Here is a 15,809-nt window from a genome sequence, read left to right as displayed (position 1 = left end):
TCCTTCCGGTGATAATCATTCTCAAATGGAATTATAATTCACTGTCAGAAACGATACCATGGACGGGGGCAGGAAAAGGATTTGGATTTTTTCCGGTTAACATCAGTAACATTTCATCTAACATCCGATTGATAGCAATTGCAGAGTATTCAAACCATGGGTTCGATGGCAAAACATAGACATGGCCATTTTTAACGGCTTGGAGCTTTTTCCAATTGTCGAGGTATTGTAAAGTGAGCCAATAATTCCGAGTTGGCGAATCGGGACAAATGATAAATAGTACACGGTCTGGGTTTAAGTCTACTAGCTGTTCTAGTGTAATAAGCTCGTTACATGTTTGTTGTTGCGCATCGACAGGGTGCAGCTGCAAATCCATAAAAAGCACATCTTGAATTCCTTTATTACAATATAAAAATAGTTGGTCGCCACATAATCGTAGAACGGCAAAAGTATCATCACCAGTTACTTGTTTAATCTCTAGTCTTGCTTGTAATGCTTTTTGTTCGTATGTTTGAATAAAATACTCACCTAGGCTTTGCTTTTTGACAGCAACTGCAATTTCTCTTAGTTGTGTTCGCCAATCCTTTGCTTGTATATAGACATTTTTAACGCCAATTGTGTGAAGCCAATCTAACATGGATAGGGATGGTTCTTCCTGAAAAATATGAATATCTGGCTTTGCAGAGGCTAATTTTCTAAAGTTATCCTCTGATTCTGCATCAAATATATTGACATGCACTTGAATTTTATCTTGATAATGATTGTAATAATAAGGGCTCCACTTAGCGTTCAATGGGGCTGCAACGGGTATGATGCCAAGTGCTAATAAATTCCCAGTAGCGGACACAGAAAAAGTAGAAATTCGTTGGCGAGCTATTTTACTAAAAGCGGAAGGTGAAACCCCAACTTCTTTTTTAAATTTCCGACTAAAATAAAATTCATCACTATAGCCAACTTTTCTAGCGATCTCACGCAGTAATAGATCTGTGTCACGCAGTAATTGTTTGGCATGTCCAATACGCAGCTCTGTTAAATAATCTGTAGCACTTTGACCAAATGCCTTTTTAAAGGCCTCTCCAAAGTAGCTAGCACTTAGTCCAGAAATGAGTGCTAGATGCTCTATCGTGAGAGGTTGTTGATGGTTTTTGGCAATGTAATCCCGTATATCCTTTAATGATATTTGAGTAGTTATTCTATCTGTTATGCTTTCCATTTTCATATAACATGTCACCCCTTGAGTTTAAGTATAGAAATTACGTAGTAACCAATAATTTTGGTAATGCACCTAGTAACTTCTCTCTTGTAAAGGCATCGCTAAAATTCCATTTTGTAGTATCTACTAAGTAAGCATGGTTGTTTTGTACAGCAGTGAGCCCTTTCCAAATATCACTATGCATCAATTCCATCGTTGCTATTTGCGATTCGGGTTTATCAGATAAAAGCATAAAAATTCGATCACCAGCGTATCGTGGCAAGTGATCTATCGGAATTTCCTTATACCCCATGCCTGCTTGAATTAATTTTTTGACTTGCGGGTGAGGCTGAAATCCATCTGGATGAAACAGGGCAGGAGATAGACCTGTACAGCCCATGACATAAAGACGTTTACCATGATCAAAAGTTAAAACAGATGCAGTTTCACCAGGCTCTATAACTGTTTGTAGCTGCTGCCACATTGTTTTTTCCTGGATTTTAAAGCGAGTTAGCCAATCCTCTGCTCGTTGTTGTTGGCTAAGCCATTGCCCTAATAAAAGAATGCGTTCTTCTAAGGAATCCCATGAATTTAAGGTAATCGTTGGTGCAATAGATGATAAGGCCTGATATTGCTGCTCGTCATTATTGGTAAAGATAATTAAATCTGGATTTAGCTTCGAAGATTTTTCTAGATTAATCGGAAATGCAACGTCTTTAATGTATGGAACATGGTTTTTATAAAAAGACTTACTAATAGATTTTTTGTCACCACCTATTGGCTGAACATCAAAAATCAACAGATCCCCAAATGTTTCGCCATGATAAATAATGCGATGAGGCGAGGCTGGAATGGCTACCTCATGTCCAGTCCAATCTTTCACAACTGTTCTCTGCTTATATTGTCGTGCAAACTGTTTCGGCGGAATACCAACTACCTGTCGAAAGCGGCGATTAAAATAATATTCATCATCAAATCCAACTTGCAGTGCAATATCCTTTAGTGGCTCATTTGTTTGTAGCAATAATTCCTTTGCGTTGGTAAGACGTAAATCTGTAATATAATCTAGCGGTTTCTTCCCTGTTAGAGTTTGAAAGATCGTACTATATTGCCATTGAGCAATATGAGCTAATTCCGCAAGCATTTTAACGGTTAAAGGCTGTTGATAATACTTATGTATATAGTTGATTGTTTCTTCAACAGCATTTGTCATAGTTAATTGGTAATTCATATGAAGCTGGTGTTCAAATAATAAATTTAATAGTTCATACAAGATCCCCTGTTGTTTAAGATAATCCGAGTTAGACTTTAAATGATATAAATCTTCTGTAAGTCGACTAAAGCGCGTATTCGGATAAATGGTATACGCCACATCAGAAAAAATGGATTCTAGATAGGGAGAAGGGCGCTCATGTTTTAGCTGAAAAGCTGTAAAGGTAATTTTATAGAAACAGTATTCTTTAGTTAAATCCGATAAATCAATCATAGAATGAGGTGGTATAAGAAAAATTTTCCCTTTCGTCACCAAATAGGGAATATCATCAATTGTTAATGTCCCACAGGCATCTGTAAAAAGTAACATCGTATGGTGAGACGTTGAGATAAACGGATAGCTCTGTGAAATACAGTCAATATCTTCCAAATGAAATAGTAAATTATTGTTAAAAGAAGTTGAAATATTGTCTTCCATCTGTTCACTTCCTTGTTAAATGAAAATGATTATCAATTAACTGTATTGTATAAAAAGTAAAGAGACATTTCAACAAAGATGAAATGTCTCTTGTAATCTATTTTTTTAACATAGTAGGTAATTCTGTTAACAGCCACTCTCTTGTTGAAGCGTCGCTATCACTTTTTTGAATATCTATCGTGTATACATGCCCATTTTTTACAGCAGGTAGGTTTTTCCAAATTGGACTTTCCATCATATCTTTTGTCGATTGTTTCGCTTCATCATCTGCTGGCGTTAAGATGAAAATTCGATCACCAGCATATTCAGGAAGAAGTTCTGTGGAGATTTCAGCAAAGCCTGTCCCATCATCAAGTATTTTTTGAATGTTGTCCCCAGGCTTAAGAACATTTGAATCATATAAAACTTGAGAAAGTCCCGCACGAGCCATTACAAATAATCGATCTCCTGGATAATAGGTTAAAACGGATGCTGTTTCATCTGGTTTAACAGTGCCGTCAGCTACAAGAGACTCCCACATTTTATCTGCTTTTTCCGTATAATCATCTATCCATTGAGCTGCTTCTTCTTTTTTATTAAGTATATCGCCCAGCTCTGTTAAACGTTGGTCCAAAGGAGCGAAAGTATCAAATACTATAGTTGGTGCGATTTTAGAAAGCTGTGAATAGGTCTTTTCATCAGAAGTACCAATAATAATAAGGTCTGGTTTTAATGACAATGTTTTCTCTACATTAATTGGAAAACCTACGTCCTCCACATCTTTTACACGATCTTCCCAAGCATAATTGGTAATCCAGGAGAAGCCTGCACCAACTGTTTTGATATTTAAAGCAAGCAAATCACCGAATCCTTCCCCATGATAAACCACTCTCTCAGGTTTTACAGGGATTTCTACCTCATGACCTATATAGTCTTTGTAGACACGAGTTGTTGATTCTGCTGCTGTTGTTTCTTCTTTTTTTGTGTCTTCCTTTTTTGCCTCTTCATTGTTAGAACCACAAGCAGCTAGCATGATTCCAACCAGTAGTAATAGGCTACAAATGAGCATATGTCGATTTAATTTTTTCACGTCTATTCCTCCATAAATGATAATCATTATCGATATAGGTTAGCATAATTTAGTCATTGTCTAAGGACAATGGACAAACCAAAGATAAGTCATTGAAGTTTATCCAAAAAGGCAATGTCTCAATTTTATATGGTGGAAAATAAAATCCGTTTAACCGTATAAGCATCCTTCCATAGGTGGAAAAGGGCCTTTCACTGAACTAAGATGCATGTAATAGGAGGAGTATACAAATGAAAAAATTTTGGGTGTTTGTCATAACAGGTATGCTATTAATCGTAACAACGACAGGATTTGCACGTATGGCCTATGGCATTATTTTACCGTTTATGCAGGAGGGATTGGGCTTTACGACCTCACAGACTGGTTATTTAGGTACAATGCTGTTTTTAGGCTATTTATTAGCAGTTGGACTTTCAGGAGTACTTACAATGCGCATTGGTGCAAAAAATGTTTTATTAGTCGGAGGAGTCTATGTTGTTTTAGGGTTACTAGGTCTAGTGTTCGTCACTAACTTCTGGGGGGCTGCTATCACACTGTTTTTTGCAGGGGCTGGAAGTGCACTTGTGTATACGCCATTACTATCTATAGCTATTAGCCTATACCCTAAGAAACGAGGGACTGTCATGGGGCTGTTAATGAGTGGAGCTGGAATTGGGATGCTTTTATCAGGTTTACTCGTACCCTTTATGCTGCAACAATTTCCTACGTTAGGATGGCGAGGAGTATGGCTAGTTTTTGCCATTTTTACACTGATTGTCATGTTGTTAGCGTTTTGGACAATTGAGCAACCGAGTCCTATTAAAAAGGATAGCGTACAGGAAAAAACAACAACGTGGCGCAGTAAGCAGCTGTATATCATTGCAGGTATTTATTTTGCTGTTGGTCTAGTTTATCTTATTCCTAATCTATATCAAACAAGCTATATGAAAAGCCTTGGACTATCCAACGGGCTAGCAGGTTCCATTTATGCCATTGCGGGAATCGTGTCGATTGGAGGCGCTCCATTCTGGGGAATGTTAGCAGATAAAATGGGCGTTAAAAAGGCATTAACAACAGCATTACTATTATCAGTTGTCGGCGATTTACTACCAATAATGTTTAAAAATATTGGAGGGTTTATATGCTCCTCCATTATTTGGGGTTCATCGCTCGGTGGTGTTCTTGTCTTGATCCAGATGAAGGCAAGTCAGCAAGTACCACCTACATATATTGCATCTGCTATCGGATTTATTTCCATTTTTTATGCAGTTGGTCAAATGATGGGACCAGGTTTAGCAGGTTGGTTAATTGAGCATGTTGGAGGATTTCCAGTGGCTTATGGCTTCGGAGCGATGGTTTTCTTGGTATGTATCTTGCTAGCATTTACACTAACTACTGAAACAACAGAAGAATACTAATTCTTATAGCAGAAAAAATGTACCTTTGCTATACTTTGGTTAATTATTGATAATTATTCTCAATAAATAGCTGAGGGATGGTGAACGCGATAAATACAGACTTTCATCAAAATTTCACACAATTTTTCCATGCATTAGAAATATTAAAACCACAGGAAAAAGCAACACAATATATGACATTCCAATCAACAATGAAGGAAGGGACAATACACCGTTATATGCCTCGTGCAGATTTAGAGGTGGTAGTATCGGATTATTCATTTCAGCAAGAACAACGAATGAATATCTATACAGCGAAGCCAATGGTGGAAATTAGCTACTGCTTGCAAGGGACACGTGGCGTTCAAATTTCCAATTGTGAATATGAAGTAACGGCAGGAACATGTACTTTGCAATTGATGGAGCAAGTAGAGGCAAATTTTTTATTTAATAAAGATGAGCCTTATCAGATGGTTGGCATCGGTATTCCTGTAACAACTTTTAATTATTACATGGAAAAAATCAACGGCAATGACGGTGCTTCTACCAAATTTTCGAAGATTCTTCAGGGATCTCCCTATCTTTTGTTTCAAGAGGAGATAGATCCATTTGATTTGTTTATGGTAAAACAACTGGTAGAAGGCATAGCAACTAATCGGATGACTAATTTGGAGTTAGAAAGTATGGCCTTACAACTTTTAACAAGAGCCTTCCAATCTTTTTTCCCTCACCCTCCAAATTCAATGGAATTTTCACGGGACGATAGAGCTAAATTATCTCAAGCAAAATCCATCATGGCGGGAAATATAGTGAACCCTCCTTCACTCATGGAGCTGTCTCGTATAATTGGTTTAAATGATTATAAATTGAAAAAAGGGTTTAAAGAAATGTATGGTACAACGGTATTCGGCTACTTACGTGAGCAACGATTAGAAAAGGCTTGTTATTTACTGCAAAATGGAGCAACAAATATCATGGAAGTGGCAAATGCTGTTGGCTATTCAAATGCAAGTCATTTTGCTGAGGTTTTTAAGGAGAGATATGGGCTGAGTCCTCGAGAATTTGTAAAGTATAGTTCACACTAAAACCCTTCAGCGTTATGCCGACGCTGAAGGGTTTTTCTACTTAGCAATGCTGTCTAAGACATTTTGAATGATTTGACGATTAGCTATAGCCCCTGAATATAACCAACTTGAACTTTGGTCAAACTCATAAACATGGCCTTTTTTAATGGCAGGGATATTAGCTAGAAGGGGATCATTTAACAATTCAGAGCTACCTGCACGATCACTGTTAATAACAAAAAGATAGTCAGCATCAATTTGTACAAATTTTTCTAACGAAACTGGTGACCAATTACCAGCGGCAGAGGCGGATACTTCTTTCACAAGCATCGGTGCTTGAAGCCCAAGATCTTCATAAAGAACCACACCACTAGAAGCTGTGTCACTTACCATATAGATTGTATTATTCATATTCCAGATGACAGTGGCTGAGGGATTGCCAACTTTCTGATCAATTTCTTCTTTTGCTTCTTTAGCAAATTGATCATAATGTGCGAGAACTTCCTTTGCTCTATCTGTTTGGTTGAAAATTTCACCCACCTTCAAGAGTTTATTACGCCAATTGTTATCCTCTGTTCCCATTACATAGGTCGGTGCAATTTTGCTATATTGCTCATATTTTTCGCCTTCAGCAGTTTCAGGGGAACCGATTACAACTAAATCTGGGTTAAAGCTTGTAACAGCTTCGAAGGGAAGATCGAATTCAATCGTTGGAATGTCTTTTAAAGAATCCTGAAGATAGTTTTGGATAGATGTCCCGCCCTTTACGGACCACTGAGCAACTGGCTTAATACCTAATGCTACAAGATGATCTTCTAGATAGGGAGCTATGATACGCTGAGGATTTTTAGGAATGGTCACTTCATGGCCTATTGAATCTGTTAATACTCGATTTGAGCTTTCTTCATTCGTTTTATCGGCTGAAGAAGAGGGCTGCTCGCCACATGCAGCTAAAAGAATGGATATAATTAAAATGCCAGCTAAGAAGACATTCTTTATTAAAAACTTTGCCAAAGCTATTAACCTCCTAATTCAATTGATTTCTATTATTCTATTTTATTATAATGAAAATGATAATCAATATCAATTAAGTGTTTAGGAGATAGAACTATAATGTATAAAGATAATCAGTTACTGTCCCATGTATTTTATCAACCTATTCAAATAGTAAAATTAGAAGAAATGGTAAGTTGCAAAGAAGTACATTTCACACACCCGTTTATTGTCATAGTTTATGAGGGACATATCATGTGTATGCTTCAAGGTAGGCCGATTCAGCTTAGTTCAAATTCTGTTATGTTTTTAGAAGATACGGATGATTTTTATCTACTTGAAACAAGGGAAAGTACGGGGATCGTCATTCAATACCGTGCATATGGTTCCAAAAGAGATAGCTTATTACAAGAGGCCACTTTAATGGAACATTGTTCATATCGGCTCATGAATTTAGCTAAAGAAGTAGAGAAGGAAGCGACCGTTGGGGGGAGTAATCCGTTTCGTTTGCAAAAATTATTTGGTGAAATGCTAGAAGAGTTGTACAGCCATTTACGTGATAATAAACAACAACAAGAAGGCTTATGGATTGATAAGGTGCTTCATTATATTAATCTACATTTCCGTGACGAATTAACAAGGGAGCAAATGGCAGAAAAAGCACAAGTAAGCCCAGAGCATTTTTCACGTACGTTCCATAAGCATACAGGCTATACCTACAGTGCTTATTTAACGTTGTTAAGAATACGAGAATCGCAGAAAAAATTATTGTTTGCAATGCCGAAATTAGATGATCTTGCTCATGAGGTTGGTTACCGTGAGGGGACCTATTTCAGTCGGAAATTTAGAGAGTTTGTGGGTGTATCGCCGACAGTCTATTATCAGAAGTCTAAGCGTATCATTGCACTCAATACCAATCATACAGCATGCTTACTTGCTCTTGGCATTACGCCAGTTTTGGGGGTGTACTCGCCATTTCTAGAGGGTATCAAATCTGTACCTTCTTTACAGAAACTTAAGGGTTATGAGTATGATATTACTTCAAATTATCGGGAGATAACAGCCGCCTGTCCAGATGTCATTATTAACTACAGTGGCGGCAGGGAAAAACAAGCATTACTGTCAGTAGCCCCAGTATTGGAGCTGCCATGTAAACAGTTAAGCTGGCGAGAGCAATTTGCGCTTATTGCCAATATCGTTGATAGACAAGAAGTGTATAAGAATTGGCTCCAGCAATATGATGAACAGATAGCTCTCTGTAACCATATTCTGGATCAAAAGCTTGGCGAAAGGGGTAGTGCTATTGTTTGGGAAATCGGAAGTCATGAAGCTTATTGTCTAAATAGTAGCCATGGGAGAGGGAGTCACATATTATATGAAGATTTAGGCTTTAGGCGACCAGATGCGATTGTTACACAAAATATTAACCAAACAGGTTATTTAACAGTAGATATTGAAGATATTGTTCACTTTCCAGCGGATTATATATTCGTAACGGCCCTTCCTACGAAAGATTTCAAAAAAGAGCGTTTTTTAAACGTGTTACATTCAGAAAAATGGCAGTCGCTTACGGCTGTGCAAAAGAAACAGGTGTATTTTATTAATCAGTATGAATTATTTTATGGATACGATCCATTATCTACAGCGGCTCAATTACAAAAATTAATGCAAGTACTGACATCATAAAAGTACAGGGCAACAAATCACTTTCATGCATAGACAGTTATTTTATAATCTTCTACAATTATTGAGAATGATTATCAATTGATGTGTGTGGAGGGAAGAAATTGCTTAAACAAAATAAAAAATTTATAGTACCATTGCTTCTTCTATTACTGCTTATGTTAACGGCTTGCGGAGAAAAGGAAAAGACGGATAATGCAGCGGCAGAACAAAATACAAAAGAAGCAAAGACCAAAACAGTTCAGACTATCAATGGTGAAATGGTTATTCCGACTAATCCGAAGCGTATTGTAGCGGAGGAATATATCGCTAGTTTACTTGTATTAGAAGTGAAACCTGTTGGAGCTCCTGGGTTGGCTCTAGAAAACTTTTATTTAAAGGAAGCATTAAAGGGTGTAGAGGAAATCGGTGATTATGGAAAACCTTCTATTGAGAAAATTATAGCGCTGAAACCCGATGTGATCATTACTGGCAACGGGGAAAATTATGATGCTTTAAGTAAAATTGCTCCTACTGTTGTCATCCCTTATGGTGAATTGAAGAATGCACATGAAGAGCTTACATATTTTGGGGAGTTACTTGGTAAAGAGCAAGAAGCAAAGGATTGGCTCGCACAATATGATCAAAAAATCGCTGATGCCAAAGCACAAGTAGATGCGATTATTCCAGAGGGTGCAAGTTTTTCTATTATTGAAGATGCAGGAAAAACTTATTATGCTTATGGTGATAATTTTGGGCGAGGTGGACAGCCTGTTTATCAGGCACTTGGTCGAAAGCCGCCTGCAAAAGTAGCAGATGAAATTATGGAAAAGCAGTGGGCTGAAATTTCAGAAGAGGTACTGTCAGATTATGCAGGTGACTACATTATTCTGACTTCAGATGATCGTACAGTTGAAGATTTTAAGAATGACCCTATATGGGGGAGCTTGCCAGCTGTAAAAAATGATCACCTTTATGTTTGGCCAGAGGAGCGCTCTTGGTATTATGATCCAACAGCAGTGTTGGCGCAGGTTGAGGAGTTAACAAACTGGCTAACGAATAAAAAATAATACGCGAGTTGAGTGAAGCATTTAGCTCAACATAAAAGGAAGTACCTTAAGAAACGAAGGTGCTTCCTTTTTATTGTGACAATTTAAGATATTATTGAGAATGTTTATCATTTATAATATTCACAAGAGGAACCATTCTATGATTTGACTAGAAAGGTGTGAAATCAAAGTGAACATAGATAATCATATTCTTCTGTGGAAAGCGGCTTCCATTCAAGTGTTTGATATCCGTTATATAAGGATGCAAAGTGATGAACAGCTTAGCTCCTATCGTGTACCAACAAGCGGTTTTCTGTACGCAATAAAAGGGAAAGCTAATTTATTATTGGATAGTAAAGCCTATAAAATAGAAAGTTTTTATATAGCGCATGTTGGCAAAGGGAGCTGCCTACAGATTAGTGCTGTAGAAGATAGTTTGGAGTACTATTTAATTCTCTACAAAGCGGCGCTACCTCTTCCTCATAGAAAAAGTTTGCTAGCGTTATGGGAGCGTGAAAAACCTTTTCAGCTTCAATATGTTTTTCAAGTTTCGAATGTACTCACATTACAGGAGAAAATTGAAACTATGCACCGAGAGTGGCTCAAACAGGGGGGGAATCTAGCTCATTTTCATGTCAAAGCACTTTTTTATCAATTTGTTTATGAGCTTTTGCAGCAATTACACCAACAGCAGGTAATTGTTCAGCAGCCAGATCTTGTGGAACAAATTCAAAATTATATCGAAGAATACTACAGTCAACCGATTACACGAGAATCGCTTGCCCAAATGTTGAATTATAGTGTGCCTTATATAGCCAAGCAATTTAAACAGAAGACGGGTAGAAGTATTATTGATTATCTCATTCATATACGAATACAAAAAGCACAACATTTACTATTACATACATCATCAAGCTTGCAAGAAATTGCGTCGAGTGTTGGTTATGAAGATGTCTCTTATTTTATTCGTATCTTTAAAAAATACAGCGGGCAAACCCCTATGCAATTCAAACAACAGCCAGTGAAGAAGAAATCGTATCGTCCTATATATCGGCTTTCTTTGTCTAATGATAAAAAGTGGATACGACATTATATTGATAATGATAATTATTATCAATATAAGACAAAAGGAGATTTATCGATGAATAAAAAAACAAAGTCCTCTATGATGGCGACTTTATTGTTATGCTTTACTTTATTGCTTAGTGCATGTTCTGGTACTGCCATTACTGCTTCTAATAATGGGGAAACAAAAGCACCAGCTAATGAGTCAGCGGAAGTACAGTCGACAACAAAAATTGTATCAACTGTGAAGGGTGATGTAGAGATTCCTCTCGACCCTGAACGTATCGTAACCGATTATTATCCAGGTTTTTTATTAACTATGGGTATTAAACCAGTAGGAACACTGGAGCTTTATATGAAAAGTCCTTACTTGAAGGGGCATAATGAAGGAATTACATATTTTGAGGAATCCCTTGAAGCAGTAGTTGATTTGAAGCCTGACCTTATAATTACAGGGGATGATAAGAACTATGAAGCATATGCCAAAATAGCGCCTACTGTGTTAATACCCTTTACTTTAGAAATGGATGCAACATTGGAGGAGTTTAGTAGAATTTTAGATAAAGAGGATGAGGTAAAAACTTGGTTAGACGACTACAATCAACGAGTAGCAAAAGCCCGACAAACCGTTCAAGATATCCTTGGTAAGGATCAAACAGTTACGATTTTGGCTGGTGGAGCAAAAGATGATATAACATTATACGGTAATGGTTATACAGGGCGATCATTTTATGATGGGCTTGGCATGACACCACCCGCAAAAGTATTAGAGGAAATTGATCCTGAAAAGCCTTGGCTTCAATTATCCCCTGAGTTACTTACAGATTATGCGGGTGATTATATTTTTATGGCAGTGGATAAAGCGACAGAAACATACGATTATAAAAACGAACCAGTTTGGAAAACGCTTGATGCAGTACAAAATGATCAAATCTTTGAAATTGATGGATGGAGTTTTTGGTTTTCAGATCCTATTTCAATTCTTGGTCAGATTGAAGAAGTGACAGAAATGTTAGTACAGCATGCTAAAGAAAAATAAAGGCGATTGAATAAAATCACTCAAGCTTTGTTTGAGTGATTTTTTTATGCCTTCACTATTGTTGTTAGAAAAATAAAATATTGAGAATGATTATCAATTATAATAAAATTGGAGGTAGTAATAAATTGGAAGGAATGAATTAGGATGCTACCAAAAGAGGAGTTTCTATTTCTTTGGAATCATGCAGCGATTAAAGTACTCGATATACGATATGAGCTTATCAAACCTGAGGGAATTGGAAAATTATATAAATTACCTGCTAATATGTTTCTTTATACCACAGGTGGTGGTGCGGAAGTCCAAATCGATTTAACAAACTATACACTAGAGGGCTTTCATCTTATTCACGGTGGGAAGGGCTCCACTCTGCAAATCGTTGCAACCGACAAAGGATTTGAATACTATATGGTATTCTATCGGGCTTCGATTCCTTTAACCTCTAATAAACTGATAGCAAGAGCCATGCAAAGCAATAATCCTTTCAACTATCAATACAGTCTTGTACCTAACTCACCAATTACCATGTTTGAAAAAATACATTATATGTATATAGAATGGGAAAATGCAAAAAATCTCGGCAAATTCACCATAAAATCGTTATTTTACCAATTATTAAATGAGATTTTCATGCAGTTAGATCTGGACAGTGTCGATATTCAAAAGTTGAATGTCTCTAGTCAAATTAAAGCCTATATAGAAAAAAACTATGCACAGCCATTAACTTTAGAATCAATTGCAAAGGCATTACGCTATAGTCCATCTCATTTATCCATTCAATTCAAGCAACAAATAGGTTGTAGTCCGATTGAGTATTTAATTCAACTTCGTATTGAAAAGGCTTCTATTTTGCTTGAGCAGACAAACGCTAGCTTACGCGATATCGCAATGGGTGTCGGCTATAGCGATGTCTATTATTTTAGTAGACTATTCAAAAAGAGAGTAGGCGTTTCACCCACAAAATTTCGTCAAATGGAACAGGTGAATCGTCTAGTAAAAGATAGTCCTTCAATGTCTGAAAGATACTCCATTGTCGATTTTAGCTTCCAAGATTATATTGAGAAAGGTTATCAATATAATGAAAGGAAGTATGAATCAATGAATAAAAAAGGATTATCAGCTATTGCAACACTCTTTCTATGTCTAACACTTTTATTAAGCGCTTGCAGCAGCGGAGCATCTACCAATATAGGTGGAGAAAAACAAGCTTCTACTACACAAACAGCCAGCGAATCACAAACAAAAATTATATCCACTATGAAAGGGGACGTTGAAATACCTGTTAACCCTGAGCGAGTAGTGGTGATGTATTATACAGGTGATGTCCTAGCTTTTGATGTGACACCAGTGGGCTCCTCTAAAATACAAGAGGGAGCAGCATTTGAGGAAGAATTAAAAACCGTTGAAAGTTTAGGTGAATGGTTCGAGCCAAATGTCGAGGCAGTGATTCAATTAAAACCCGATGTCATCATAATTCCAAGTAAGGAAGAACTTTATGATGAAATGCAAAAGATTGCACCTACTGTCATGATAGACTTCTCAACATCACTAGATGAGCGTTTAACTAAAATTGGAGAAGTGCTAGGGAAAGAGAAAGAAGCAAAAGAGCTTTTAGCTAATTTCTATGCAAAAGTAGAAGACAGTCAAGAAAAGTTAAAAAAGGCAGGCATTTTAGATAAAACAGTTAGTATTATGGAAGGTGGCAAAGGAAAAATGTCAGTTGTGACTAGTTACACCTTTGGACGTGGTTCCCAAGCCATTTACGAGTATTTAGGAATGAAAGCCCCCGAGATTATTCAACAGAAAATTGATGATAAGAATAACAAGGAAGAGGCAATTGATGTATCTTTAGAAGTAATAACGGATTATGCAGGTGATTATGTTTTCCGTTCATCCTATGAAGGGATGGTCGATTTAACAGATCACCCAGTTTGGTCCAATATTCCAGCCATTAAAGAAGGCAGGCTTATTGAAATGGATTTTGGTTTTTGTTATTACAACGACATTTATTCATTAACTAAACAGCTAGATTTCATTGTGGATCGACTAGTAGCTACGGCAAAATAAGTGCCTCATATATATACAGAGGGGCTTTACCTTATCGGTAGATATGTACAAAAAGATAGCATGAAAGAAACCAACACAAGCTTCGTTGGTACTTCTTTCATGCTTTAAAAGGTTTAATTTCTTATGATTTGGAATGAACCAGGAGAAGTTGTTTGGATAATGTGACGATTTCCACTAACGATAAAGTCAGCGGGTACTCGTTTGCCAAACTCATTTGAGTGGACGATGGATGAACTTGCTGATAAACCTTCAATAATGATTTCCATATTAGCATCAAATGTTACTGGTATTTTATTTAAAGTCGCTTGGAAAGTAATACGATTTGCCTTTTTCGTCACTTGAATATCCATCACGCCTTCATCCTCATTCACTAGTGTATAAAGTGGTGGAATGATGATCGTCATATTATCTTTTGTAGTGAGAATAAAACGTTCTGTATCAATCTCTGATTTAGCTACATTAATTTTCGCCTTATAGGTGTTTTTACTTTTTGTCATTTCAGTGGTTTTGCCTGGTATAGCCGCATTGTCTGATAACACAGGTGTTTTAGGGACGTTGTCCTTTGTAGGAAGTGTATATTTTCCTTGTACAAAATCGACTAAAGTCCAAACATTCGGTACGAGTTGCTGTTGTACAGGTGTTAAAGCTTCAAATGCTGTTTTGGCTACCTGTACATCTTGAACAGTCGACGTTTTTGGCGATAAAGCTGTAATGGCATTTTCAACCTCTTTAGCAGCAGCCTTATCCTTTACAACAAGCTGTTCAGCATCAAGTAAAAGCTGTTCGATACCCACAGGTAAAGAAACATTTGAAAACTTACGTAATGCATTAAGCTCCGCTCTCGCATCAGCCACATCTTTATGGAAAGTCAGACGAGATGAATTGATTAGTCGAATTTTATTGACCACTTTATCAACAGATGTATTTGGTGTTATATAGGATGTTAATATTTTTTGTGCAGATGCACTTACATATGATTTTTGCGCAGCATTCAAGGTATTATACCAATCTCGCGTTTCAATAACATTTTGATAATAATTAATAGACGTGGATTCCACAGAATTTAACTTTTCTTCAATTTTAGCAGCTAACTTACGGTAAGACACTCTTGTTTGTTGATGTGCTGACAATGTTGAATAGTTCGTTACATACTGTTTTTCTGTTTCCGTTAAAGCATTGTAGGCTTTAAGGGCTGCCTCTAAATTTGCTTGGAAGGTAGCGGTTGTATTGTTAATGTTGTTAATCAGTTGCATAACATTTGACACGTTAGCATTGTAGTTGTATATGTAGGCAGTTTTTGCATGTCCAGTCATATCATCTGCCGATGCGGGTGCACTGTAAAGAAGCGAAGGGACTGCCACTAAAGACAGCAAGGCCCATCTTTTTTTGTTTTTCATACTATGAGAAGCCTCCTAGTTTTTAATAGTTAACGTAGATAATTTGAGTGAAAATCTATCCAAGATATGGTGATAAACCAATTTTATCATAGGCAAGTATTTTTTTATGCATTTTTTGGATGAATAGGTAGATTGGTTATAAATTTTAT

At 36.9% G+C, this 15,809-nt stretch carries 11 protein-coding genes; 6 read left to right on the top strand and 5 right to left on the bottom strand.

What is annotated here, in order from left to right:
* Window positions 1-31 precede the first annotated feature (31 nt).
* The 3 genes from GJU32_RS18415 to GJU32_RS18405 all read right to left on the bottom strand — a co-directional run bounded on the left by GJU32_RS18415 (window position 32) and on the right by GJU32_RS18405 (window position 3,951).
* Entirely contained in the window at window positions 32-1,219 is a 1,188-nt protein-coding gene (locus GJU32_RS18415; protein WP_155593385.1) for a helix-turn-helix domain-containing protein, read from the bottom strand.
* Between the two features lie 34 nt (window positions 1,220-1,253).
* Window positions 1,254-2,882, bottom strand: coding sequence for a helix-turn-helix domain-containing protein (locus GJU32_RS18410; RefSeq protein WP_155593384.1), 1,629 nt, complete (start codon window positions 2,880-2,882; stop codon window positions 1,254-1,256).
* A gap of 97 nt (window positions 2,883-2,979) precedes the next feature.
* Window positions 2,980-3,951, bottom strand: a complete 972-nt coding sequence (locus GJU32_RS18405) for an ABC transporter substrate-binding protein (RefSeq protein WP_230875090.1) — start codon at window positions 3,949-3,951, stop codon at window positions 2,980-2,982.
* Between the two features lie 230 nt (window positions 3,952-4,181).
* On the opposite strand from GJU32_RS18405, the gene GJU32_RS18400 reads away from it, so the two are divergent.
* Both GJU32_RS18400 and GJU32_RS18395 read left to right on the top strand, forming a co-directional pair.
* Window positions 4,182-5,348 carry an MFS transporter gene (locus tag GJU32_RS18400; RefSeq protein ID WP_155593383.1) on the top strand — a complete coding sequence of 389 codons (1,167 nt, stop codon included), beginning with the start codon at window positions 4,182-4,184 and terminating at the stop codon, window positions 5,346-5,348.
* 77 nt (window positions 5,349-5,425) lie between these two features.
* Window positions 5,426-6,412: a helix-turn-helix transcriptional regulator gene (locus GJU32_RS18395; protein ID WP_155593382.1), complete on the top strand. Its 987-nt coding sequence runs from the start codon at window positions 5,426-5,428 to the stop codon at window positions 6,410-6,412.
* Between the two features lie 36 nt (window positions 6,413-6,448).
* On the opposite strand, the gene GJU32_RS18390 is transcribed toward GJU32_RS18395, so the two are convergent.
* Window positions 6,449-7,405: an ABC transporter substrate-binding protein gene (locus tag GJU32_RS18390; protein WP_155593381.1), complete on the bottom strand. Its 957-nt coding sequence runs from the start codon at window positions 7,403-7,405 to the stop codon at window positions 6,449-6,451.
* Between the two features lie 99 nt (window positions 7,406-7,504).
* Here GJU32_RS18390 and GJU32_RS18385 point away from each other — a divergent pair, with 99 nt between their 5' ends.
* From GJU32_RS18385 to GJU32_RS18370, 4 genes are all read left to right on the top strand, one after another.
* On the top strand, window positions 7,505-9,070 hold the full coding sequence (locus tag GJU32_RS18385; RefSeq protein WP_155593380.1) for an ABC transporter substrate-binding protein: 1,566 nt from the start codon (window positions 7,505-7,507) through the stop codon (window positions 9,068-9,070).
* A gap of 101 nt (window positions 9,071-9,171) precedes the next feature.
* Window positions 9,172-10,116 (top strand): ABC transporter substrate-binding protein, encoded by a 945-nt coding sequence (locus GJU32_RS18380; protein WP_155593379.1) that lies wholly within the window; start codon window positions 9,172-9,174, stop codon window positions 10,114-10,116.
* Between the two features lie 169 nt (window positions 10,117-10,285).
* Window positions 10,286-12,199: an AraC family transcriptional regulator gene (locus tag GJU32_RS18375; RefSeq protein WP_155593378.1), complete on the top strand. Its 1,914-nt coding sequence runs from the start codon at window positions 10,286-10,288 to the stop codon at window positions 12,197-12,199.
* A gap of 144 nt (window positions 12,200-12,343) precedes the next feature.
* The gene (locus GJU32_RS18370) at window positions 12,344-14,263 is read left to right on the top strand and encodes an ABC transporter substrate-binding protein (protein WP_155593377.1); all 1,920 of its coding nucleotides are present in this window, start codon (window positions 12,344-12,346) and stop codon (window positions 14,261-14,263) included.
* A gap of 113 nt (window positions 14,264-14,376) precedes the next feature.
* Here the strand turns inward: GJU32_RS18370 and GJU32_RS18365 are convergent, their stop codons facing one another.
* The gene (locus GJU32_RS18365) at window positions 14,377-15,660 is read right to left on the bottom strand and encodes a hypothetical protein (RefSeq protein WP_155593376.1); all 1,284 of its coding nucleotides are present in this window, start codon (window positions 15,658-15,660) and stop codon (window positions 14,377-14,379) included.
* Window positions 15,661-15,809: the final 149 nt, after the last annotated feature.

The organism is Lysinibacillus cavernae (assembly GCF_009724685.1).
Lineage (GTDB): Bacteria > Bacillota > Bacilli > Bacillales_A > Planococcaceae > Lysinibacillus > Lysinibacillus cavernae.
Note: the sequence above shows the minus strand (reverse complement) of the source record. Positions and strands in the feature narration are given on the sequence as shown.